At 56.6% G+C, this 23,351-nt stretch carries 19 protein-coding genes and 1 tRNA gene; 13 read left to right on the top strand and 7 right to left on the bottom strand.

The genetic code is table 11. The features are described from left to right. The first annotated feature begins 9 nt into the window (after positions 1–9). The 3 genes from AC1DK3_RS09325 to AC1DK3_RS09315 are packed head-to-tail and all read left to right on the top strand — an operon-like array spanning position 10 to position 5,835. Complete coding sequence (locus AC1DK3_RS09325; protein WP_477191938.1) at positions 10–2,340, top strand: TerB N-terminal domain-containing protein; 2,331 nt, start codon at positions 10–12, stop codon at positions 2,338–2,340. Next, positions 2,337–3,641: an ATP-binding protein gene (locus AC1DK3_RS09320; protein ID WP_477191937.1), complete on the top strand. Its 1,305-nt coding sequence runs from the start codon at positions 2,337–2,339 to the stop codon at positions 3,639–3,641. Before AC1DK3_RS09325 ends, AC1DK3_RS09320 begins: the two co-directional genes overlap by 4 nt. After that, on the top strand, positions 3,616–5,835 hold the full coding sequence (locus AC1DK3_RS09315; protein ID WP_477191936.1) for a DEAD/DEAH box helicase: 2,220 nt from the start codon (positions 3,616–3,618) through the stop codon (positions 5,833–5,835). The genes AC1DK3_RS09320 and AC1DK3_RS09315 overlap by 26 nt, the downstream gene beginning before the upstream one ends. Here AC1DK3_RS09315 and AC1DK3_RS09310 read toward each other — a convergent pair. The 4 genes from AC1DK3_RS09310 to AC1DK3_RS09295 all read right to left on the bottom strand — a co-directional run bounded on the left by AC1DK3_RS09310 (position 5,803) and on the right by AC1DK3_RS09295 (position 10,503). Further along, positions 5,803–7,293 carry a thermonuclease family protein gene (locus tag AC1DK3_RS09310; RefSeq protein WP_477191935.1) on the bottom strand — a complete coding sequence of 497 codons (1,491 nt, stop codon included), beginning with the start codon at positions 7,291–7,293 and terminating at the stop codon, positions 5,803–5,805. The two genes, AC1DK3_RS09315 and AC1DK3_RS09310, sit on opposite strands and share 33 nt — an antisense overlap. Before the next feature lie 11 nt (positions 7,294–7,304). Beyond that, on the bottom strand, positions 7,305–8,264 hold the full coding sequence (locus AC1DK3_RS09305) for a hypothetical protein (protein ID WP_477191934.1): 960 nt from the start codon (positions 8,262–8,264) through the stop codon (positions 7,305–7,307). An 18-nt stretch (positions 8,265–8,282) separates the two neighbouring features. Then, on the bottom strand, positions 8,283–9,038 hold the full coding sequence (locus tag AC1DK3_RS09300; protein WP_477191933.1) for a hypothetical protein: 756 nt from the start codon (positions 9,036–9,038) through the stop codon (positions 8,283–8,285). Between the two features lie 64 nt (positions 9,039–9,102). Continuing rightward, on the bottom strand, positions 9,103–10,503 hold the full coding sequence (locus AC1DK3_RS09295) for a hypothetical protein (protein ID WP_477191932.1): 1,401 nt from the start codon (positions 10,501–10,503) through the stop codon (positions 9,103–9,105). Positions 10,504–10,840: 337 nt separating this feature from the next. Between AC1DK3_RS09295 and AC1DK3_RS09290 the strand changes: the two genes are divergently transcribed. Both AC1DK3_RS09290 and AC1DK3_RS09285 read left to right on the top strand, forming a co-directional pair. Next, complete coding sequence (locus AC1DK3_RS09290; protein ID WP_477191931.1) at positions 10,841–12,073, top strand: DUF2971 domain-containing protein; 1,233 nt, start codon at positions 10,841–10,843, stop codon at positions 12,071–12,073. Between the two features lie 255 nt (positions 12,074–12,328). Continuing rightward, a complete protein-coding gene (locus AC1DK3_RS09285; protein WP_477191930.1) occupies positions 12,329–12,610 on the top strand; it encodes a hypothetical protein in 282 nt (93 codons plus the stop codon). Between the two features lie 69 nt (positions 12,611–12,679). On the opposite strand, the gene AC1DK3_RS09280 is transcribed toward AC1DK3_RS09285, so the two are convergent. The 3 genes from AC1DK3_RS09280 to AC1DK3_RS09270 form a co-directional block, all read right to left on the bottom strand. Then, entirely contained in the window at positions 12,680–14,572 is a 1,893-nt protein-coding gene (locus AC1DK3_RS09280; protein ID WP_477191929.1) for an ATP-dependent nuclease, read from the bottom strand. Between the two features lie 370 nt (positions 14,573–14,942). Continuing rightward, positions 14,943–15,032, bottom strand: a tRNA-Ser gene (locus tag AC1DK3_RS09275). 64 nt (positions 15,033–15,096) lie between these two features. Continuing rightward, complete coding sequence (locus AC1DK3_RS09270) at positions 15,097–16,134, bottom strand: C45 family peptidase (RefSeq protein ID WP_477191928.1); 1,038 nt, start codon at positions 16,132–16,134, stop codon at positions 15,097–15,099. A 297-nt stretch (positions 16,135–16,431) separates the two neighbouring features. Between AC1DK3_RS09270 and rplU the strand changes: the two genes are divergently transcribed. From rplU to AC1DK3_RS09230, 8 genes are all read left to right on the top strand, one after another. Continuing rightward, on the top strand, positions 16,432–16,746 hold the full coding sequence (rplU, locus tag AC1DK3_RS09265; RefSeq protein ID WP_092866026.1) for a 50S ribosomal protein L21: 315 nt from the start codon (positions 16,432–16,434) through the stop codon (positions 16,744–16,746). Positions 16,747–16,776: 30 nt separating this feature from the next. Next, on the top strand, positions 16,777–17,049 hold the full coding sequence (gene rpmA, locus AC1DK3_RS09260; RefSeq protein WP_045837380.1) for a 50S ribosomal protein L27: 273 nt from the start codon (positions 16,777–16,779) through the stop codon (positions 17,047–17,049). Between the two features lie 152 nt (positions 17,050–17,201). Continuing rightward, a complete protein-coding gene (locus AC1DK3_RS09255) occupies positions 17,202–17,723 on the top strand; it encodes a GNAT family N-acetyltransferase (protein WP_477191927.1) in 522 nt (173 codons plus the stop codon). Continuing rightward, a complete protein-coding gene (gene obgE, locus AC1DK3_RS09250) occupies positions 17,720–18,760 on the top strand; it encodes a GTPase ObgE (protein ID WP_477191926.1) in 1,041 nt (346 codons plus the stop codon). The genes AC1DK3_RS09255 and obgE overlap by 4 nt, the downstream gene beginning before the upstream one ends. Before the next feature lie 122 nt (positions 18,761–18,882). Further along, positions 18,883–19,992: a calcium:cation antiporter gene (locus tag AC1DK3_RS09245; RefSeq protein ID WP_477191925.1), complete on the top strand. Its 1,110-nt coding sequence runs from the start codon at positions 18,883–18,885 to the stop codon at positions 19,990–19,992. Positions 19,993–20,137: 145 nt separating this feature from the next. Continuing rightward, the gene (proB, locus tag AC1DK3_RS09240; protein WP_477191924.1) at positions 20,138–21,298 is read left to right on the top strand and encodes a glutamate 5-kinase; all 1,161 of its coding nucleotides are present in this window, start codon (positions 20,138–20,140) and stop codon (positions 21,296–21,298) included. 2 nt (positions 21,299–21,300) lie between these two features. Continuing rightward, positions 21,301–22,587, top strand: coding sequence for a glutamate-5-semialdehyde dehydrogenase (locus tag AC1DK3_RS09235; protein ID WP_477191923.1), 1,287 nt, complete (start codon positions 21,301–21,303; stop codon positions 22,585–22,587). A gap of 43 nt (positions 22,588–22,630) precedes the next feature. Continuing rightward, a complete protein-coding gene (locus AC1DK3_RS09230; RefSeq protein ID WP_477192896.1) occupies positions 22,631–23,263 on the top strand; it encodes a nicotinate-nucleotide adenylyltransferase in 633 nt (210 codons plus the stop codon). The last annotated feature ends 88 nt before the right edge of the window (positions 23,264–23,351 follow it).

The raw sequence follows: 23,351 nt of genomic DNA, 5'->3' as shown, positions 1-23,351 counted from the left end.
GGGAATGACATGGGCACTTGGCTTATCATTGCGGGGATCGGATGCGTTGCGTGGTGGCTAAGCCAGCGGCGCAAACCGACGCCATCGCAGACGCAGTCATTCACGCACGCTCAGCTTGAGCAGGTGCCGCCTCCACGACAAATGCTTCCCCTCACCGACCCTGGCATTTTCTCGCGTGAGGAGAGGGGCAAATCGAAGGTACGTTGGATTAGCCCGGGCGAGCAGGTCCAGATTGCCGGCGTCAAAATAAACGGCGGACTTGTCTACGTCGGATCCGTCGCGAATAACTGGGACTACCAATACAGAAGGCAGACAGCGCACATCATCAATCCGGCTCTATCTGCGGCGGCTTTTGCTGGCGATGTAACTGCCGCGAGCATGTCATACTGGCCGCATTACGGGGAGATATCGCCTGCTGCGCGACGCGCCTATTTGCAGTGGCACGCAACTGGAAGAAGAGACCCCAGATTCGGCATCGGTCACATATTTCTGTTTTTTTACGGCCTCGAACATCGGCTCTTTGTCGAAAAATCACTGAGCGATGCAAGAGTGATTGAACAGGAAGTGCGCGAGTTAGTCGCTGTTTATGGATCGAACCAATCATTCCGAGGCTACGCCCGAAAATTTCTTGCAGCCGTGCATGTCTTGAAGTTCGAGGGGCCAATCTCGCCAGAGCTTTCGTCCGATCTTCTTCAGACCTATGAACTTCCGGCTGACTTCCGCTTAGGGCTCTCGCGGCGCCTGAATGACGGGCGGATCAGTGGAGATTGGCTACTCGCTTGGTACCTGCAGTCTCCCGAAAAGTCCTTGCGGACGCCCGCGAAGAGATGCTTCGAGGAATTTAAAAGCCTTTTTCTCCTTCGTTTTGCGGCCCAGTACCCGACCGGTCTTCGGGTGAAGAAATCCGTCAAAAAGTTGAAAATCGAATATCAACTTGCGAGCGGTGCGGGCACAGTTGATCTACCGACTAACTCGGATGATCTCTCAGAGCCGGGAGGCTTAACTGCGCCAATCAAAGTCGCCGCAGCCTTGGCAGCGGAATGTTGTGAGGCGCTAGATAATTATAGCCGGTTCGTCGGGAAGTACCCGACGATTGTGAAGGGCGTTGGGGCACGGATGCTACTGCCCGATGAACTGAAGACCGCCCTCTCGGAGCACGCTGGATATGATGATGTGAAGCAGGCCATTGAGAGCCTTCTTCAGCACGAGGTCCAGCCAGTGTCCCTCTCCTATCTTCTCCAGTTAGCAGGTCTAGATTTTGAAAAAGCGGGCCGAACCTCATCTGCAAATGGTGTGCAACTCATTGAGCTTCTCGAACATATGCATGTCGGATTGGAGCCCGACGTTCGATTTGGGATGAAACTGCCGGGAAAGGAGAGCGACGTTGTAATCTTTAGGCTCCGGGGCGGTGTGCAAGAAAGCATTAAATCGACACATCTGATTGCGGCGCGCATACTTGTCGACATTTCAGTATTTGCATCTTCCATCGAGGGCAATGATGTGCAGGCAGGGCTTCAATCGGCTCTGTCAGAGATATCCAGATTTCCAAACCTTACTCGGGACGAATACATGCGAGTTTTCGCATATTTCGTCTATTTGAGTAAGGCGGGTAACAAGTCGGCCAATTGGCAGCGGCTTGCCAGTCGTCCAGCGCAAGAACGGGAGCGGATTGCGCACGTTGCATTATGTGCGCTGACCGCCGACGGTCGACTTGAGGCGCAGGAAATTCGGTTTGCCGAGAAACTTTATGAGACTCTCGGTCTTCCAAAGCAGCGCCTGTATAGCGACCTCCATGCTCGGACTGGCGACGAGCCGCAGACAATCAAGGAGGCAGATCCGCATACCGGGTCGGTACCAATCCCGCCCAAGCCAGTGGCCTATAATTCGAAGAAATTGCCAACGGCTCGCGACAATGAGGACAAGGACCGGAAGGCTTCGAAAGCTTCAGGCCCGGTCTTTGTCGACAAAGAATTGCTTGAGCGAACTCGAAGAGATACCGCGGACGTACAACAACTGTTGAACCAGATTTATTCCGTCCCAGAAGAAGACACGGAAGCAGAAGAGCCGAGCGTCCGACCTGACGTGGCGCAGCAATTCCACGGTCTCGATCGTGGTCATGAATCGATCCTCGCGCTATTTCTTGAACACGGGGGCAGCATCGGACGCTCGCTTTTTGAAAGCGAGACCAGCCGGCTCGGACTATTTGCAGCCGGTGCCTTGGATAGGATAAACGAGTGGTCATTCGGACACTTTGAGGAGCCGTTGATTGAAGACGGCGAGCAGATGTTCGTTGCGCCTCACCTCATTACGCAGCTCAAGCAGATGCAAGCAGGCACATGACAAATTCAACCGGCAAGCCACCGATACGGTCACGCGACCGCGATACTATCCTCCAAGCTTTAAGCGCAGGCGTGGTTCCGCGGCTTGGTCTGCAACATATTCAAGTTGGCCGAATCAACGAAGTAATGGCGGCCGTCAAGGATTTGGATCGTATCGCGGACGAAGGCGGAGCGTTCCGTGTAGTCATAGGTCCATACGGCGCCGGCAAGACGTTCTTCCTCAATCTGGTACGATCGATTGCCCTTGAAAAGAGATTGGTCACAGTACACGCCGATCTAGCGCCTGAGAGACGACTGTATGCTTCTGGAGGGGAAGCTCGCGCACTTTATCAAGAAGCCGTTCGCAACATGGCGACTCGCACCAAGCCAGAAGGAGGTGCGTTGCAGGCAATTGTCGAGCGGTTCATCAATGACGCGACACAGGCGGCAACAGCTGCGAAGGAAGCGCCTGAGGCAGTTATCAAGCAACGCCTCGAAGGTCTGAAGGACCTCAACCGAGGATACGATTTCATCGACGTTCTGAGCGCCTTTTGTAAAGGGCATTCAGAGGGCAATGATCAATTGAAGTCCGACGCAATTCGATGGTTGCGAGGTGAGTTCACCACCAAGACAGACGCTAAAAAGGCTCTCGGGGTCAGAGAATTTGTGGACGATACCAGCGTCTACGATCACTTGAAATTGTTGGCCGCCTTTGTTCAGATTGCCGGATACAAGGGCCTGCTCGTAGTCTTCGATGAGATGGTCAACCTCTATAAGCTTCAACACGCCCAATCGCGAAACCAAAATTACGAACAGATACTTCGCGTCCTCAACGATGTTTTGCAGGGAGACGTGAAAGGCCTCGGTATCTATCTCGGCGGCACACCAGAATTTTTGATGGACACGCGTCGCGGCTTATACAGCTATGCGGCGCTTCAATCGCGACTGTCAGAGAATCAATTCGGAGGCGAGGGTCGAGTCGACTTCTCAGGCCCGGTCCTGCGGCTAGCCAACTTAACGGCGGCTGACATGCAGGTACTTCTTGAGAATGTTAGACACGTATTCGCGACTGGAAATCCCGAGGCGTATCTCGTTCCCGACGAAGCAATTCGATCGTTTATGGCGCATTGCGACCGTAATATAGGGGCCGCGTATTTTCAAACTCCGCGAAACTCCGTCCGCGCATTCGTTCAGCTTCTGTCGACATTGGAGCAGAATCCTTCCGTCGGTTGGTCCGATCTCATCGACAAGACTACGGTTGAAAAGGAAACCGCACCGGCCGAAGGAGAAGCTGACGATGAACTCACCTCCATCCGCCTCTGACACTTCTTCTTTCGAGAAGCTGCATCCCGAAGTCCAACGTTGGATATGGGACAACGGCTGGACCGAACTTAGAGATATCCAGTCTCAAGCGATCCAGTGTCTATTGGGCAATGACAGCGATGTGATCCTCGCCGCGACTACGGCCGCTGGCAAAACAGAGGCAGCATTTCTGCCGATTCTGAGCCAGATCGTTTCGCTTAGGTGCGAAAGTTTCTCGGTCTTTTACATCAGCCCACTCAAAGCTCTCATCAACGATCAGTTTAGGCGCCTCGAGTCGCTTTGTGAGAGCCTCGACCTTCCCGTCATCAAGTGGCACGGGGATGCGTCCGCGGCGGCCAAGGAGCGCGCTCAGAAAAATCCAAGGGGTATCGTCCTGATCACTCCTGAATCGCTTGAATCGCTTCTCGTGCGGCGGGGCCCGCACATACGTCGCCTAGTCCAGGACATGAAATACATCGTCATTGACGAACTTCACGCGTTCCTTGGTTCGGAACGGGGCGTTCACCTTGCGTCGTTGATGAAGCGTCTCGACGCGCAAGTCGGCCGGTCAATCCGCAAGGTCGGTCTATCCGCTACGATTGGCGATTTTGCTGAAGCGAAGAGATTTCTAAACCCGGTCTCTCCAGATGAGGTGAATCTGATCCATAGTACGGTGGGCAATCCGGAGCTAAAACTGCAGGTGCGGGGATATCGCGAGCCTGATCCGAACTGGGAAAATAACAAGCCCGAAACCGATCGCCTTAGCTCGGCGAAGTCGAGGATAGTGGGCCACCTTCATGACGTTCTGCGGGGTAAAAAGAACCTCATTTTCGGATCGAGCAGAAAGGTCGTCGAATACATAGCAGATGCCCTCTTGCAACTAAGCGAGCAGAGGAAGGTACCCAACGAGTTTTTCCCTCACCATGGAAGTCTCTCGAAAACGTTGCGTGAAGATTTAGAGAGTCGCTTAAAGGAAGGAGAGTTGCCAACATCGGCCGTAGCTACGACCACGTTAGAGCTGGGCATTGATATAGGTTCCGTCTCCTCAGTAGCTCAGATTGGACCGCCCGCATCGATTGCGAGCTTGCGGCAGAGGATTGGAAGGAGCGGCAGGCGAGCAGGCGAAGCGTCTGTACTTCGAATTTATGTCGAAGAGCCCGATCGACCGCTGGAAGATAACCCGTTCGAGCGGCTACGCTTGGGCATTGTGCAATCCATCGCCGCTATCAATCTTCTCCAGGCGCAGTGGATCGAACCAGGTTCAAACAGTGGGCAGCACTTCTCCACGCTCTTGCATCAAACATTGGCTGCCATAAGAGAGCGCGGTGGCGCACGCGCGGATGAGCTATTCTCTCTTCTTTGCGGACCCGGGCCTTTTGCGCAGGTGAGCAAAGGGGAATACGTGACGTTGTTAAAAGCAATGAAAGATACAAGTCCTTCATTGATTGAGCAGTCGCCAGATGGCCTTATTATGCTCGGGCGCCTAGGTGAGATCATCACCGATAGATTTGATTTCTACGCAGTCTTTATGGCCGATGAAGAATTTCGGATCGTTAGCGATCAGAGGACGCTCGGAACGCTGCCAATCCTGAATCCGCTCCGTGAGGGCGATTATGTCATTTTCGCCGGTCGTCGCTGGATTGTCCTTGGCGTCGATGATCGAGCAAAGGTCGTCACAGTGAAAGCAGCTCCTGCCGGCCGTATACCTATCTTTCCGCCACAGGAAGGGCATCCGCTTCACGATCGCTTGGTTGCCGAGATGCGATCGGTATATCAGACCGATACAAACTATTCCTTCCTGGACACTACAGCGAAGGTTCTTTTGCAGGAGGGAAGGGAAGCCTACCGCGCTCTGGAACTGAATGCCCAGAGATTGCTGAATATAGGCGATACCGTGTTCATGTTCTTGTGGCGTGGAACTATGGCCACCGAAACTATGAAATTAGCTCTAGCCATGCACGATATTCGTACGAAGACCTGCAGCATCGGTTTGATGGCAGAACATTGCGAGCGCCAAAAATTCGAGATGGCACTCTCCAGAATTTTCGAATGTCCCCCTAGCGCACACGAATTGGCATTATTTGCTCAACCGCTACGTCGCCAAAAGTATGATGAGTATTTGCCTGACACTTTGCTCCAAGGGGCGTTTGCTAGAAACCAAGTAGACCAACCCTTCCTTACGTCATTGAGAGCCATTCCTGCGCCGAGGACTTAGTGCGCCCTCTTTAGTTGCCTTACGCCAGTCCCACGGCATTTCAAATTCGCCCCGCCAAATCCCGACTTTCCGAAAGTGTGCGTCGTTCTGCTGGGCAGCGTAGGCGCCATTCGAGTACCGAGGGAAATCAACGGCCATGCCCGTTTTCACAAGCCAAACACCTACGTCCTCACTTTTGACAGTGCATTTTGCAACTGTACGACCAAAGGAATCTTTATACTGGACGGCGCATTCTACTTTTTCCCCATCGAGGCGCTTCTTAAGCGCTTCTGTCGCCTCGGCACCGCAGTCCCACCCTTGGGTCCCGATAAAACACCGCTGAGAGCTTTCAACCGCGTCAACGCCCCAAACGCGAATTCGCGTCCCATCCAGATCGAAGGTGTCACCATCGACGACCACCGCCGAACCTGTGAGAGTCCGCGCCTCCACTGCTGATGTCGTGACGGGTGCCCACTGCTGAGGTTGTTCAGCTTCCAAAGTTGTGGGTGAGCGACGAACTCGAATTTCAATCCGTCTGCGCTTTTCGGCCGGAGCGTGCGAGTTGGCTGTGGAAATCTTGTCGCCGATATCAATCAATTGGGCTCCCGACAGGGGCAAGACTGAGAGACCCTTGAGCCGCTCGTCCTCTGTTAAGGCCTTCACGACCGATACAGCGCGTGCCAATCCTAATCCCGCATTGTCAGATGGGACAAGCTTGTCAGTTGACGTGCCTGATACGAAAGGCGCAAGCGACTTATCCAAATTCGAATATTTGGGAAGCAGCGATTGTTCATCGGTGTGTCCAACGACTTCAACAACATTAACGTCATATTCTTTGATGATCTGAACCAACCGATCAATAACCGTTCCAGATAAGGCCGACTTGAAATCGGGGGAGAGGTCCGCGCTGCCAGAGGCGAACGTGTATTTGTCAGCTTCACTGAGGATGATAATCGGAGGCCAATTGTGTTTCCCCTTGTTTGGCCCGGTGGGCTCCACGCCCTGAGTGCTAGATTTCTCAGTGCCGTCGGGGCCGGCCGAAGATGCTAAGATCTTTTCTTTTTCCGCTTCTGCAATGCCACGCTCAAGAATTGCGGGCGGGTCATTCGGGTCAATCTTCGATGCCTTGCTCAGGATGTTCTTCAGCCGCTCGCTGAGGACGGGATTCTCTTTCAGTTGAACTTCGAGTTTGGTGTTCTCGCTTTGAAGCGCAGCTATTTGTTTCTCTAATTCAATCTTTGTGGCAATCGCGACGTCTAATTTCTTTTCAGCGCCGCTGTCAGCACCTGACTTGGTGAAGACCTCTTTCAGAGCGTCTCTCTCTGCCGTTGTCTTAATATTCGCGTCTTGAAGACCGACAATCTGTGAGCTTAGCGCTAAAAGTAGCAGGAACAGCAGCAGCAGCAGCACTTCGGCCAGAGTCAGCCCGAGCACAAGGCCGCGACGATGTTCAAGATCGTTTGCAACTCCGCGCCGCATCGGTTCTTCCTCTAGGAACCAAAAAACCAGAAACGCCGTCGCCGGTTGGCGCGATGCGCAACATCCTCGATAACGTTGCCCAATCTCTTGAGCAAAGCCTCTAAGGATACTGCGAATTCCCCCAATTGTTCGTTCAAGCGCTCGTTTGGAAGAGACATTCCAGCGGCGCGATCACTGATTGTCTTGACGCTGCGCGACAGTGAGTTTGTTGCCTCTTCCATTGATGAGGCATGTCGACGATTGGTGTCGAGAGAGTCATCACCAAATTTCTTCAGATCTTGTTCGAAAGTCACGAGTGCCTCGACCTGTTTTTGGGTAGCTTTAACGCATTCCTGCTGAGTTTCCGTCATCGATTGGAGCAGTGTCGTGCGAAATACTTCAAACTCACGGATTGTCATTCCGAGCTGAGCTTTAAGTTCTGAAGCCGTGGTGGCAAGGTCTCTTCGGGCCGCTTCCTCAACGTCGTCTAGTTCGCTGCGCATTTGCAGGAAGACCACACGACCAACGATTCCGGTTATAGTAGTCCACAGAGCAATGCCGAAACTGGCCACCAGATCGTCGACCTTCACGCCCCCGCGAAATTGCATCAAGGCCGCTGATAGGCTGGCCAGTGTAAAGATAAAGCCTAAGTAGTAGAAGTTGTCTCCTAAGCGGTCGGGCCGCAGCCTGACTTGAGTAATTTGCATTGCAACCAGCCCATAGAGGAGCATTAGGGTCACGGCGAGAAGTGATATCTGATCGGATCGAAGGTCTATTGTTGCTTCGCCCCCAAACTTGTGGGTTTTGAGCCAGAGGATCGCTCCAAAGCCCAGCACGGCGACGACGAGAAACAAGCCCTTGTCCGGCATATCATCTACGAAACGCCGACGAGGCAATCTGCGCTCAGCCATCTCTAACGTTTGGGCAGGATTGGTGTGTGCCGACCCTACAGATGAGGGCGCTGGTTGCGAGTGATCAGCAATTTCAGACACAATCTTTCCCTCAAATTTTCAAAATGCGTTGATGTGGGTGGCGACGCCGCCAGACGAATTGATGAGTTGTTCCCAGAATTCCTGATGACCTCTACTCTGGATCGGCCTGCCATTACGCTTCGCGTCGCGCAGTAAATATAGGACGTCTGTCTCTGCCCCTTTTAGTTGAGGGCGTAGTCGCGCCCAGTCTGGAGTCTTAGATAGCGCTTCGTAATTTGAATCCGCGCGAAATTGCGAATAGGCGGGGCTGTGTTGGATCATGTCTGAGATAAGTGTTAGGTGCAGCGGAATTTGTCCGACATCGCTGCTGCCGAATGAAGTGATCGACGCTGCGCGAATGCTCTCGATTATCGGCGATGTTGGCAAGACTGAAGCGTGTAGAAGACTTTCAATAGAAGCATCGATCTGTGCGGCGAATTTTTCATCATAGGTTCGTTTAATGCGCTCGGGGTTGTCGATAAGCTCGTTAGCCTCTTCCGGTTTCCCAGGAGCGCAAAGAGATAGTTTGGGCTTGAGTTCGTCCGTCGTATTACCCTCGAAAGTATAGATATCGAAGCGGGTTCCGAAGGCTGCATGCTTTTTTATGCTGCCGAGTTGATCGCGGATCACCTGAGCTTGCTGGGGGGTGATCGGGTCGCTTTGGTCAATCATTATGACATGTATCGCCCTCGGAGCTGTAACGGGGCAATTGTCAGGACCGAGCGCCACTTTGGTAGCTTTTACCCACCACGAGAGGGCGCCAAGTCCAGCAATGAGCGCGACGCCAAGCATCATGAGCAAGATGCCCCTGATGCGATCTTGAGACTCTTTTTTTACCCGACGTCTTCTGCTCGCCACGTCATGACTCCGTCATTTGTGTCGGGTGCGGATACGCTTTGATCAGGGCCTCATACTCGCTGCTTATCGCCTCGGAGAGGCGCTTCAATTCAGCCAGCGCGACGGAGCTATTTGTTGGCTCTTGCTTAGCTTCGCTCAACGCGACCACGACTTCGGATTTGGTTAGAAAGTCGTAGGGTAATCGCCAATTCTGATCGAAATGGGCGGGGGGGGCGGACGACCGTGCCTGTATATTCGCCTGCCGATACTTGGCCAGTAGCAGCCGCGCCGCTCCCTCAACACCGGCTTCATATGCTCGAAACTGTTCGAGCATTGTTGTTCGCTGAGCGCGGATATTTGCGGCTGCTTGGGGGAACATCGGAATCCGTTGAATGCCATCGCTCAGCCGGGAAATGATCTCTTCCCGAGCATCTTCTAAGTCTTCGAACAGCAATGAATGTTCGTCGCTGTAAGCGTCACGGGATTGAGTGAAGCGACGTGTCACAGACCCATAGCCGGGGAATGGGTCGTCAAATGTGAAGCCCTTAAATATGGCTAACAGTGCGAACAGCATTCCCAACGCGAAAAGATAGACCGAGTTAAGATCGTGGATGGAAAGTGGGCTGTGCACGAATGTTTGCCATGCCACTCGTGCCGCCTCATCCTCGTTTATCGAGCTTGCAGTTGCCTCGCGAAGATGCGCTGCGAAGCCGTGTAGCGCTGTAAGCAACGCGATGCCGCCAACTAAGGTGATGAAGCCGAAGATCTTCAGAATAAAGTTATTGTGCTTAATCCACCGAGCTGGCCAAAGCCCCAAAGCAAACGCCGAGGTGACGTTTACAAGCGAAATTCCGATCGCTGTGCCGATGCCGCCGATGAGGCCGTAGTCGCTTCCCTTGGCAAAGAAAATGCCGTTTAGCCCAGTCTCTAAGGCTAGCAGCACAAACAACAGACCGAAACTCGTCCAGCGATTAGAGGGCGCCCGGGATGGGCGAGATAGTCGGTGCCGCGTTTTGAACTCTTTCAATTCTTGACGCGCCGCGAGAAAATGTTCTCGCAGCGGTCCAAGTTCTGCTTCGGCTTGATGGCTTATCGCTCTAAGATTTGTTATTGAGTCCTTTGCCTGCAATTGTAATCGAGTAAATTCGGCCTCAATCGAATAGGTCTCGAGTCTGACGGCGTACGACCGAAGATGATTTAGCAGATCGCCAGAATGCCAACCCCATTCGCTTTCGAGTTTTTGGACGACGGACTGTTCAACATCATCGAAGCTTTCGGTTTCGGTGCGAGGAATATTTTGTTTGCCATTCTTCTCGCCACGCTCGGTGAGTTCCAGCGTTTTTGCGATTTGATCAATATCGATAGGTCGCAGAAATCCTGGGACAATACCAGTCGGTCCCGAGCCCTCACCACTATTTTTCATGACCTCCCCCCGGAGTAATGGACCTCACCAAACTACAAAACACGCTACCGGTCTAGACTGGGAGCGGACGGCCGACATAACACGGCAAATAGCAATAGAAAAATTCTGGGGAGATTGGCGCTTGGAAAGCTCGGACCCGTCGAAACTCCGAGATTGGTAATTGGGATTGACCTCACCACTCGTGTGCCAATCGAGCATCGCCGTAGGGCAAAAGTCAGCCAGAAGAAACCGAAGACAAAGACCGCTCGAACAAAGCCCACGAAAGGAAGACATGAGAGGTAGGCAAATCAAAAATCAACTTGCTCGCAAGATCCCCTAATCCATGCGACCATCGGTTATGGGATTTCCGACCGTCTCCGAACACAACCGTACCAGGCTCTACCACTACCAGCCGTTCCACGAGGCCCACCTCAGGCGCTTACTCGTGGGCCATCGACTACACTTCTCCGATCCGCGATCCTTCAATGATCCGTGGGATTGCAAGCCCTATTTCCGGGTGGATCATCTCTCAGAGCCGAAGGAGCGGGAACGTCTTATCGAGTGGTATAAGGACGTCACGCGGAGGCATGGTCCCCGACTGCCGGAAGCGGAGATCGAACGGCGGGCCGCTCACTTCCGGGCGCATCCGGCGGAGCTGGCCGCAAAAGTGAGGGAATCCTCGCGGGCGATGGAGGAGGGCATCGGGGAGCAATATCGCATTTATTGCCTGACACCGCATCCGGATCACGAGTTGATGTGGGCTCACTATGCCAGAAGCCATACCGGCGTCTGCCTCGAGTTCGATGCGGCACACCCGATGATCTCGGTTGCGCAGGCGGTACGATATTCCAAGGACTATCCGGCCTTCGACATGGTGGCGTCTGAAGATCCCGCCGAAGTAGTCGCTCCTCTTTTCAGCAAGTCGGCGGCCTGGGCCTACGAGGATGAATATCGGCTTGTGTCCCAAGAACGCGCGCATGCCAGGGTCGGCGAGACGATCATCACCGACGCCGGTGATTGCAAGCTGCCTGCCGGCGTGTTGAAAGCAGTGATCGTCGGCTGCCTCGCTGATGAAGCCACGCACTCTGCAGTTCGCAATCTGGTTGCTGAGGGCGGTCGCGACGTGGTTGTGAAGCAAGTTGAGCGCGCCCGCGACCGGTACCAGCTGATCGTTGTCGAAAAACCAGGTGAAGCGATGATCGAGGAACACTCTTTTCCAGACTTGAAAGCCTTGCAGGCGGGCAATTACCGGCTGTTTCCAGCGGCCTTGGAAGATAGTCCGCATGTTTTTTTCCACGCAACCCACGCACGGAACTACGATGCCATCGTCAGCCAAGGTTTCGCCCTGCCGCAAAAAACCAGGGAAAATCCTTTTCCAGCCGTTTCATTTGCCAAGGAAAGCACGTGGTCGCTGACGTGGAGCATGAGCAAGCGCGCAAAGGAACCCGGCGATTGGGTTGTGCTGGCAGTGCGCTATGACCATCCCGAGCGCCTTGATGATCAGGGCATTGACGTTCACGATAGAAGTCTCAATCCGCAGCCTCAAATAATCGGGGTATGCCGGATACCCTCAAGTTACGTTCACAGGTGACCGCTCCAGAACGTTGTGGTGACCTATTTAGCCACTGAGGTGTCCGAGGCGTTGGAGAAGTGAATCGCTACAGTGGAGAATTCGCTTCCCTCATCGGCGGAACATGCCATGTCGCAACTTTTCCTAAGCGATGCCGAGCTGACTCTCCGGCGCGTCGCATGTTCCGCCAATTTTCTTTTTTGTTGCGTAGGAGATCAGTTGCGCAACGCAACATGACAACTCAGATTTTCAAGCAGGAAATGTGAGAGGCACGCTATGTCAGAGGAATCCTGCAAGTGCGCCGAGGTTACGAAGGCTCTTGAGGCCGACATGACGGTAGAAAACTACGTGCGTTTGCGCCGTGGCAATCCAGATGTGGTCATCGACGTAAAGATGGCAGACTTCTTGGAGTTCCTTACGACCACCACGCACTTGATGATTTCGAGCTTGATTGTTTCCTCTCTCGAGATAGGCCCTCTTGGTGGCTTCGTCGGTGATGTCCTGTTCGCCGGGAACGCAATGAAATTGGACGCGCGTCGGACGGTCGCCATGGTCTAAACCGATTGTCGACACCCTGTGAGAAGTGCCAGTAATGTTCCAACGGGCGAAATACCAAGGATCAACTTTTTACCCCTTCTTCGCTCTTGAGCTTGGCTTCTTTGCTGCGAGTGCGGCGCTATGTTGGTTGGCTGATAGCGCCGCGTTTATCTTTTTGAATAGCGCTTCGGCGCGATCAGCGACCCCTGGGGGCAAATCGCTTACGGTTGCCCACTTAGCGAACTCACGCATCATTTCGCGAAGAACTTTTTTCTTGTCGAGCTGCTGCCCAAACCGAGCTTTTAATACATGCTCAACACGCTTGCTGATCAACGTGCTGCCATCTTGAGGGAGATCGTCATCGGCAATGGCGACGCCGTAGGCGCGGTTGACCAGTCCCCTAAAAAAATTGTCAGGGAAAAGGTCTTCAATGGCAGCATCGGTTTTCGTGATCCCCGCCGCATCCCCCAACAAAAGTATTGGCAAGCTGTCTCCCGAGGATTCGGATATTTCTTTGAGGTATAGATCTTCAATCTTCTTCTTAGCCGCCAATCCTTCTGCATCTTGGTCAAGCAAAACGCCGCCCGGCCACTTATTGCCGATCAAGAATGCCGCGTACATCGGTGTTTTAGAGGCCGTTTCAGCAGGCCAAAGATAAATCTCGCTTGAGAGACCTTGTCGCCCGGCAGCCTTCAGCAAGGCGCTCAGTTTGTCCAGAATTAGGAGGTCGCCGCCGCCCTCAACGATTAGGTTCTTCCGGTCACCAAGCAGGCCAGTAAGATCACCTCTGAGGCCAAGTCGTGCCTCGATAACGGCCATGGGTCTGCGCTGATTGCTCACCACGCCGTTTAGCACCGTTGCATGGTGATCGCGTGACTCGACAATTCGTATCCGCTCGGGGTTGGCTGGATCGACCATCGACGAAAGGTGAGTGGTGTAGAGAACTTGGTTCGTCCCGCTTGCGGCCAACTCATCAAAAACCTGGAGCAAGTCTGATTGCCCATCCAAGTGAAGATGGATGCCGGGTTCTTCAAGCAGCAAAATGCAGTTCTTGTATTCGCCTTGCGTGGCGTAGGTGAAATTCCAGGCAAAAGCCACGTGCCAACGGAAGCCGGTGGACCGGTTCTTGAGAGGCACCGGCATTCCCATACCGTCGTCGGTCACGAAGATGTTCAACGTCGTGCCATCAATCTCAATATCGAAGGTGACTTTCTTCTGCGTCCACAGCTTCTGGAATTGCTGGGTCAGATAGAAAGAGGCTTGCTTCTTGTTGTACGTTCGGAGCGTTCTACCGCGCTGCGACTCTCCGAGCTTCACAAACTCCTGGAGGTCCACTGCCGCAAGTCGGAGCACGACAATAATTGACTGCTCTTGCTGGTTAAGCACCGCCCAATCTCCATTGGGATTTCCGTTGAAGAACTTCTGAACGAGGGCTGGAAGCTCAGTGGTAGTCTCAATCGTCTCATAGTCACGCACGTAGACGAACTTGGGGAGGTTGCTATTGAGCCATGCTTCGGCACGCGCAAGATCAAGCGAAGACGTGCCTAGCAACCGGTATGTGCGGTTTTGATCATAGGACCTTGAGACGGTGACACTCACTTCGTCGGGAAGCGTGAGGGGCTCCGGCGGGGGGGCACCCTCAGCAGGTGGTTCCGCTTTCGGAGCCGCAGCTTCGTAGAGGGAGCTAATCTCTTCGGTGTCGAGGGCGAACGCCGCCTCGCAAACCTTGGCCTTGCTTCCGGTTGCCTTCTCGCCAAACAGGTCTACGGGCCAATCTTCATCGATATCGAATTTGATGTCGGGCTTGAATGGATTGATCCGGTATAGCGCCTCGAACAGGTTGCTCTTACCGGCCTCGTTCTGGCCAACGAACGCCGTAACATCCTCAACGTCGATGGGTCCCGAGTCGTGAATGTTCCTGTAGTTCTTTACCTGGAAGCATTTCAAACGCATTGCTCTTCCCCCGCGCTGATTCGTCAGCACGAGTTTACCTCAGCGCTGGATTTATTAACGGTTGGGGAGGGCGGTGCCCACAACCACCGCGCTTGCTGCAGCGATGGTGTTTTAGGACGGACCTTACGCGCGCACGCGGGATGTCGCGTCTATCTTCCCCAGCAGAAGTGGCTGCTATCTCTCCAACTTCAGGGCTATCTGGAGAACATGCGAGCATCGCTCTCTTCGAGGCGCCGCTCTTGGGGTCGCGACCAGCGTGAGCAGGAATGGAAGATTCTACCGACGAGTCTCCTGTCGGCTTCTGTCCAGTCCCGTCGTTTTCAAGCGCCATTAATATTGGCGTAGAGGATGGCGCGTAGGCCAAGAATCAACTTCTAAGTATTTGATTTTATTGACATTATGGCGGAGAGGGAGGGATTCGAACCCCCGGTACCCTTGCGAGTACTCCGCATTTCGAGTGCGGCGCGATCGACCACTCTGCCACCTCTCCGGAAGCCGCGGCGCCAAACGGCGAAGTGGGCTTGTAGCTTCGCTTTTCCCTCTGCGCAAGCGGCTCAGAGAGCCGCATCCCAAATGAAGTCGAGCGTCCGGGTCGCAGGGCCGGTCGCCTCGTATCCGCGCGCCAGCAGACGCCCCGCCTTGGCATCAGCAACCATCGCGAGACGCGTCTTCTCGTTCAACACCGGCGGAACGAGCCATCCGAACTCGGCATCGAACAGAGTTTCGGTTTCCCTCATGAGGTTTGCGCGCTCGCAACTGCCTTCGCCGCGCGACGTGCCCCGCCAGCCCGGCGTATGCCAGTGATTGGCGGCTACCGCGTCGTCATCTCGCACGCGCGCCGCGTCCTCGGTGCGCTCGATGACGACCGTGTCGTCCGGCGCGATACCGGCAAGCGTGAAGATCGCCGGCGTCGAGATCGGCTGGTCGCGCAGCATCTGCCGTGCCTCGCCGAAATCCCGGGCCTCCTCCGCAACCTTCCGTAAAAGATGAGCGGGCGTCGGGTGGGGCATCTTCCAAACGCGGCTGCGGTTTGCAGCCCAATCCAAATAAAAAAGTCCCGTCGGATCCCGCATAGGCGCCTGATTGAGAGCGGCCGAAAAACGGCCGGGCGCCATGACTTGTAGAACCCCGGTATAGCCGGGCCACGTCACGACGGCGAACGGCCCGCCCAGAGCACCCGTAACCTTGGCGCAAACGAGATTGCTGCCGAGGCCAGGCGTTTTCCAGTCCAGCACCCGAATAAGCCGCGCCGAGCCACGATCCGGCGACGGCGCCGCGCGACAGGTGCACCCCCACTCGTAGTTGATCGAAAAGAAATACGCGCCCGGTCGCCCGAGCAGCCCCGCGATCGCGTCGATCTCTTCGAGATGCTTGTTGTTCCAGCGCACGAGCCACGCCCGGGAAACCCTGTCGAGGCCGGCGAGAAGCCGCCTTGGATACCGCCGGGTGGCGATGTCGAGGAGCGCGTGCGTCTTACCCGGAGACGCGCGAAGCGTCGCAAGCGGAAAATCCGGCCCGGTTTCAATGACCGGAATCTGCGGTAGCGCAGCTAGTTCAGCTAGCGTTCCGGAAGCCCTAGCTGGAACTGCCATAACCGTTCCGTCTTACCCTCGAGTTGCCGACAAATTGACCATAAAGTGGGTATGCTCTTTACGAATTACGACGGCATTTCCGTTCGTTGGGCGCACGGCCGAAACGCCGGATGGCAATTGACAATCAGCCTCACTTCGACAATAAACCGCCCCTACTGTGGGCAGGCAAATTGCCCGCGTTGAACGCGCTGCCCGAGGCTCCAGCTAGCTCTGACTAGCATTCCCTTGAAAGTCCACCGTTTTACGGTGGCGCCATAGGGCGCGGTAACAGGCCTAAAAGGCCGAAAGGACGAAGCCATGTACGCTGTCATCAAGACAGGCGGCAAGCAATACCGCGTTTCCAAGGACGATGTCGTTACGATCGAGCGCGTATCGGGCGACGCCGGTGCCAAGGTCGAGTTCGACCAGGTGCTGATGGTCGGCTCGGGCGCAGATGTCACCATCGGTGCACCGGTCGTATCGGGTGCCAAGGTCATCGCCGAGCTCGTGAAGCAATCCCGCGGACCGAAGCTGATCGCTTTCAAGAAGCGCCGCCGCAAAAACTCTCGCCGGAAGAAGGGCCATCGTCAGGACCTTTCTGTCGTGCGTATCACCGACATCACAGGCGCGTAACGAGCCGCCGCTCCATTCGAGGACTTTGAAATGGCACAAAAGAAAGCAGGCGGTTCGACACGTAACGGCCGCGATTCCGAAAGCAAACGCCTCGGCATCAAACGTTACGGTGGCGAGTACGTCATTCCGGGCAACATCCTTTGCCGCCAGCGCGGAACGCAGTGGCATCCGGGCGCCGGCGTCGGCATGGGAACCGACCACACCATCTTCGCCGTCGAAGAAGGCACGGTCGAATTCGCGACCAAGCGAAACGGCCGCATCTATATCTCGGTCAAACCCGCCAAGCCGATCGCGGCGGAATAATCCTAGCTGCACTTGGCGGCCGGGCTTCGCGTAAGCGGAGCCGCCAAGTGCACAGAAAATTCAACGACGAAGGGGATGGCTTTGCCGTCCCCTTTTGCCTTTTTGGGCTCGCGCTCATATCGTGATCTGAATTTCATGCATTAGCCGAGACCATGAAAACCGCACGCCTCCGTCTCAGGGCCGTCGTTGATGGTGACGCCGCCCGCATCGCCGTGCTCGCTGGCGACTGGGACGTGGCGAGCATGACCGGCCGCATTCCCTATCCCTACAGCGAAGACGCCGCTCTCGAGTGGGTTAACGGCCTCGCCGAGCGCGAAGAAGTGTTCGGCATCGAACTGGACGGCGAATTGATCGGCATCTGCGGCTTCACAGCCGAAGCCAATGGTGACGCAGAGCTTGGCTATTGGCTCGGCAAGGCCTATTGGGGTCAAGGCTACGCAACGGAAGCCGCTCGCGCGGTCATGGCCTACGGTTTCGCTAAGGCTGGCGTTCGCCGCTTCGTATGCAAGCATCTGACGGACAACGGGGCATCGGCGCGCGTCATTCGCAAGCTGGGCTTCAGACTGTCAGGCTCGGCAACCGGTTGGTGCGAAGCGCGCCAGTGCGAGCTACCTGCACTCTCATACGAGCGCCGTCGTCCCTGGACTATGGCCATTAGAGCTTTGGCAACATGAAATTTCTCGATCAGGCGAAAGTCTACATACGGTCCGGAGCGGGCGGCAACGGTTGCATCGCCTTCCGGCGTGAGAAGTTCATCGAGTTCGGTGGACCGAACGGCGGCGACGGCGGCAAGGGCGGCGACGTCTACGTCGAGTGCGTGCAAAACCTGAACACGCTCATCGATTATCGCTACCAGCAGCACTTCTTCGCCGAGAATGGAACTCCCGGCATGGGCCAGAACCGTTCGGGACCGAACGGCAAGGACTGCACCATCAAGGTTCCGCCCGGCACGCAGGTTTTTGCCGAGGATGGCGAAACGCTGCTCGCCGACATGACGACGCCCGGCCAGCGCGTGCGCCTTGCAAAAGGCGGCAACGGCGGCTTCGGCAACGCCTATTTCAAAAGCGCGACGAACCAGGCTCCGCGCCACGCCAACCCCGGCCAGCCTCCCGAAGAGATGACGATCTGGCTGAAACTGAAGCTCATCGCCGATGCCGGGCTCGTCGGCCTCCCGAACGCGGGCAAATCGACATTCCTTGCGGCCGTATCGGCAGCGAAGCCGAAAATCGCCGACTACCCGTTCACGACGCTGCACCCGAACCTCGGCGTGGTACGCGCAGGCGACGTCGATTTCGTTCTTGCAGACATCCCAGGCCTGATTGAAGGCGCGCACGACGGCGCCGGTCTCGGCGATCGTTTTCTCGGCCACGTCGAACGTTGCCGCGTTCTTCTGCACTTGGTGGACGTCACCTCCGAAGACGTCGCCGCCGATTACAAAACCATCCGCCGCGAACTCAAGGCGTATGGCAACGGCATCGAGAAAAAGAAAGAGATCGTCGCGCTGTCGAAATGCGATGCGGTCGACGAAGCGACATTGCTCGAGCGCCGCGACATTCTGAAAAAAGCGTCACGCAAAACGCCGCTGATACTCTCGGCTGTCTCCGGCCTAGGCGTGAAGGAAGCGCTTTACGCGATCACGCGCGAAGTTTCACGTGCAGACACGGCAGAAGAAGACACCGACGCCGAAGCGCCCGGCCCCTGGCAGCCGTAACGTGGCAGCCGTAAATCGCAGCTGATTGTACTGGATCACTTGCCGGAGGCGCGCAACTCGCTCACAATTAACGTACTTCTAGCCCGCCCCCCAATAAATAAAGCATCCAGGAAAACCAAAGTATGACCCATTCGGCGAGATTCCCAGTATGGACCTGGGCAATTCCAGTCTTGGGTCTTCTGTTTTTCGTTGTGGCGACTGCGACGGGATATGGCGACGACTTCGCGACTCACACGCTCGGCATAGTCGAAACCATAATTCTCGTCCCGTTGCTCGTCGGCGCGGTGTTCGCGGCCGTCTATCATGCCGAAGAAGTCGCGCACATCTTGGGCGAGCCTCTGGGTACGCTCGTCCTGACCATCGCTGTCACAGTCATCGAATTGGCGCTCATCGTTGCCTTGATGATGACCGGCAAGGCGACGCCGACGCTCGTGCGAGAAACCGTTTTCGCCGTCGTCATGATTGTCACGACCGGCCTCGTTGGCCTCTGCATCGTCGTTGGGGGAATTCGCTACCGCCAGCAGAGGTTCGATGTGACGTCGGCGAAGATCTATCTCGCCATGCTCATCGTTTTGACGACGTTGACGCTCGTCCTGCCGAATTACACCATAACGGCGCCAGGCAATCTTTATTCGGACAGCCAGCTGGTTTTCATCAGCATCATGACGATCGCGCTCTATATGGTTTTCCTCTACACACAGACCGTCCTGCACAGAGGTTACTTCGTCGGCGACCACATAGAAGAAAAAGAGGGTGCCGCGTCGCCCAAGCGCCAACAAACCAAGCTCGCACTCGCAGCGCTCCTGTTATGTGTTGCATTGGCCGCCGTCGTGTTGCTGGCCAAGCTCTTCGCAGTCGTGATCGACTTCGGCGTGTCGAGATCCCACGCTCCGGCAAGCATCAGCGGCGTCATCATCGCGTTGATCGTTTTGACTCCGGAATCGATATCCGCAGTCAAATCCGCGCGAAGGGACGAACTGCAGAAGAGCATCAACCTCGCGCTCGGATCATCCTTGGCAACCATCGGGCTGACGATCCCGGCCATCGCGGCAGCGAACCTCTTCATTCACAAGCCGCTTGTTCTCGGCCTCGATATGGACGACGTCGTGCTCCTCGTCATGGCGCTGGCGACGAGCATGCTGACGTTTGGAACAGGCCGGACCAACGTGCTCTTCGGCTTCCTTCACCTCGTGATATTCGGCACCTTTCTTTTCCTGTCGTTCGTCCCATAACGCCGGACTGGCCTTTCGGGCGGGCGATTGGTAAAAATTCTCCTGGCATTGCGGGTATGCGGTGCCCGCCCCTTGCCGGAATGCCCGCATTTGAAGATAAGCAGGCAGCCCACCCGCTTTCCCGGCGCCTTTTTTCGAGATGGAAATGGTCTCCACGTCAGCCTCCGATGCCACGACGCGCACCGCGCGCCCTGAATGGGCGAGCGCTCGGCGCATCGTGGTCAAGATCGGCTCGGCCCTGCTGACCGATCGCGAAACGGGGCGCATCAAATCCGCTTGGCTGAACTCCCTGATGGACGACGTCGCCCAGCTCGCGAAGGCGGGCAAGGAAATCGTCCTCGTCTCATCGGGCTCGATCGCCCTCGGACGCCATGCGCTGAAGCTTCCCAAGGGCGTGCTCGAACTCGAACAGAGCCAAGCCGCGGCGGCCGTCGGCCAGATCAGTCTCGCCCACGCCTATCAGGAACTCGCCGCCGCGCGCGGCCTGACGGCGGCCCAGGTTCTGCTGACGCTCGGCGACACTGAGGAACGCCAGCGCTATTTGAACGCCCGCAACACCATCGAAGTGCTGCTCGCGTTGAAGGCCATTCCCGTCGTCAACGAAAACGATACGGTCGCGACGGCGGAAATCCGCTACGGCGACAATGACCGGCTGTCGGCACGCGTCGCCTCGATGGTGTCCGCCGATTGCCTCGTCCTGCTGTCCGACATCGACGGCCTCTATACCGCGCCTCCGAACGACGACCCCAGCGCTGAACACATCCCCCTCGTCACCGAGATTACCCCGGAGATCGAGGCGATGGCTGGCGACGCCGGAACGGAGCTGTCCAAAGGCGGCATGAAGACCAAGATCACCGCCGGCAAGATCGCGCTGGCCGCCGGCACCCACATGGTCATCACCACGGGCAAAATCTACCATCCGCTGGGCGCCATTTCCGAAGGCGCGCGCGTCACGTGGTTCATCGCGAAATCCGATCCGGTCACCGCGAAGAAGCGCTGGATCTCGGGCCAACTGGTGCCGAACGGCCAAATCTTTCTCGATGCGGGCGCCGAGAAAGCGCTGCTGACGGGCAAAAGCCTCCTGCCGGCCGGCGTAACCCGGATCGATGGCACGTTCGGCCGTGGCGATGCCGTCATCATCCGCTCGGCCGACGGACGCGAGCTCGGCCGGGGCCTTGTCGCCTATGCGGCGGACGAAGCTCGGCGTATCATAGGCAAACGATCCGGTGAGATCGCCGCAATCCTCGGTTACGAGGGGCGCGACACGCTCATCCACCGGGACGATATGGCGTTGACGAGGACTTGAAGATGAACAGACCGGAGCGCATCGAGAACGATACGGCCGCGTTGATGCGCGGCATCGGAGAAGCCGCGAAGGCAGCTAGCCGCCGCCTCGGCATCGCCACGCCGGAAGAAAAGAACAAAGCCCTCAAAGCCGCCGCCAAGGCGCTGCGCGCAGCGACGCCCAAAATTCTCGAAGCCAACGCCCGGGATATCGAAGCGGCGAAAGCTGCCGGCCGGCCAGACTCTTTCGTCGACCGTCTTCTTCTCAATGAAAAGCGCGTCGATGGCATCGCCAAAGCGCTCGAGGAAATCGCCGAGCTGCCCGACCCCGTCGGCACCGTGCTAGCCGAGTGGACGCGGCCGAACGGCCTGAAATTCCAGCGCGTGCGCGTTCCCCTGGGAACGATCGGCATCATCTACGAAAGCCGCCCGAACGTAACGGCCGACGCCGGCGCGCTTTCGTTGAAAGCGGGCAACGCGTCGATCCTGCGCGGCGGCTCGGAAAGCCATCATTCGAGCGTGGCCATTCACGCCTGCCTCGTCGAAGGACTTCGCGCTGCCGGGCTTCCCGAAGCCTCCATTCAGCTCGTCCCGACGACAGACCGCGAAGCCGTCGGCGCGATGCTGCGCGGCCTCGACGGCGCCATCGACGTGATCGTTCCCCGCGGCGGCAAAAGCTTGGTGCAACGCGTTCAGGACGAAGCGCGCGTGCCGGTCTTCGCGCATCTCGAAGGCATCTGTCACACCTACGTCGACGAAGCCGCAAACATGACGATCGCGCTGCCGATCGTCGTCAACGCCAAGATGCGCCGTACCGGCGTTTGCGGGGCGACCGAGTGCCTGCTCATCGACAAGAACGCCAAGAGCGATTTCGTGACGCCCCTGGTCAAGGCGCTGTTGGACGAGGGATGCGAAGTGCGCGGCGACGCGGTCGCCCAGAAGGCCGACCCGCGCGTCAAAGCGGCATCCGCCGACGATTACGGTAAGGAATTCCTCGAACCGATCATCGCCGTGAAAATGGTCGATGGCGTCGACGAAGCAATCGACCACATCGCGCGCTACGGCTCGCAGCATACCGACGCCATCATCACCGAGGCCGAGGCAACCGCCGAACGCTTCCTCGATCGCGTGGACTCGGCCATCGTCCTCGTCAACGCCTCGACCCAGTTCGCCGACGGCGGTGAATTCGGCTTTGGCGGCGAGATCGGTATCGCGACCGGCAAGATGCACGCACGCGGCCCCGTCGGCGTCGAGCAATTGACGAGCTTCAAGTACAAAGTACGCGGCAACGGCCAGATCCGGCCGAAGTGATGAACCGCGGAGAGGCACGTCGCCATTGACGCGAAAGATACCGCTGCAAAGCTTCGGCTCCCTTCGCGTCAACACCCCTTTCTGTCTTCCGGGGCAACGCATTGGCGTAATGGGGGGTACGTTCAACCCTCCCCATGACGGTCACCGCATCGCCGCCGAAGCGGCCATGAAGCGGCTGAAGCTCGATCAGGTCTGGTGGCTCATAACGCCGGGCAACCCTCTGAAATCGCCCAACGGACTTTCCCCGCTCGCCGACCGCATGGGCCTTGTCCGCAAATTCGCCCACGGACCGAAAATGAAGATTACGGGCTTCGAGCGCGAACTCGGTACCCGCTACACCGCCGGGACACTATCGTTTCTGAAGCGGCGCTACCCCGCCGTGCGTTTCGTCTGGATTATGGGCGCCGACAATCTCGCCTATTTCGACCGCTGGCAGCACTGGCGCCACATCGCAGAGATCATGCCGATAGCAATCGTCGATCGGCCGAACTGGCGCCACGCCGCCCTATCCTCACCCGCCGCCCGGGCGCTCGAGCGCTATCGCGTGCCGGAATCCGAAGCAGCGACCCTGGCCGACCGGCATCCCCCTGCCTGGATGCTGCTGACCATCCGGCTTTCCGGGCTTTCCTCGACCGCTTTGCGCACGGCGAACCCCGCCGAGCTCGGAGCCAAATAGTTAAACCTTTGACTTATATGACACTTCCATGACTTCCCCGTTTCCGATTGCGGCCCGTCGCGACGCCCATTAATATCGGGCCTGCTCC

Source organism: Hyphomicrobium sp. 01T421 (genome assembly GCF_056398805.1).
This window is presented reverse-complemented; position numbering and strand designations above follow the sequence as displayed.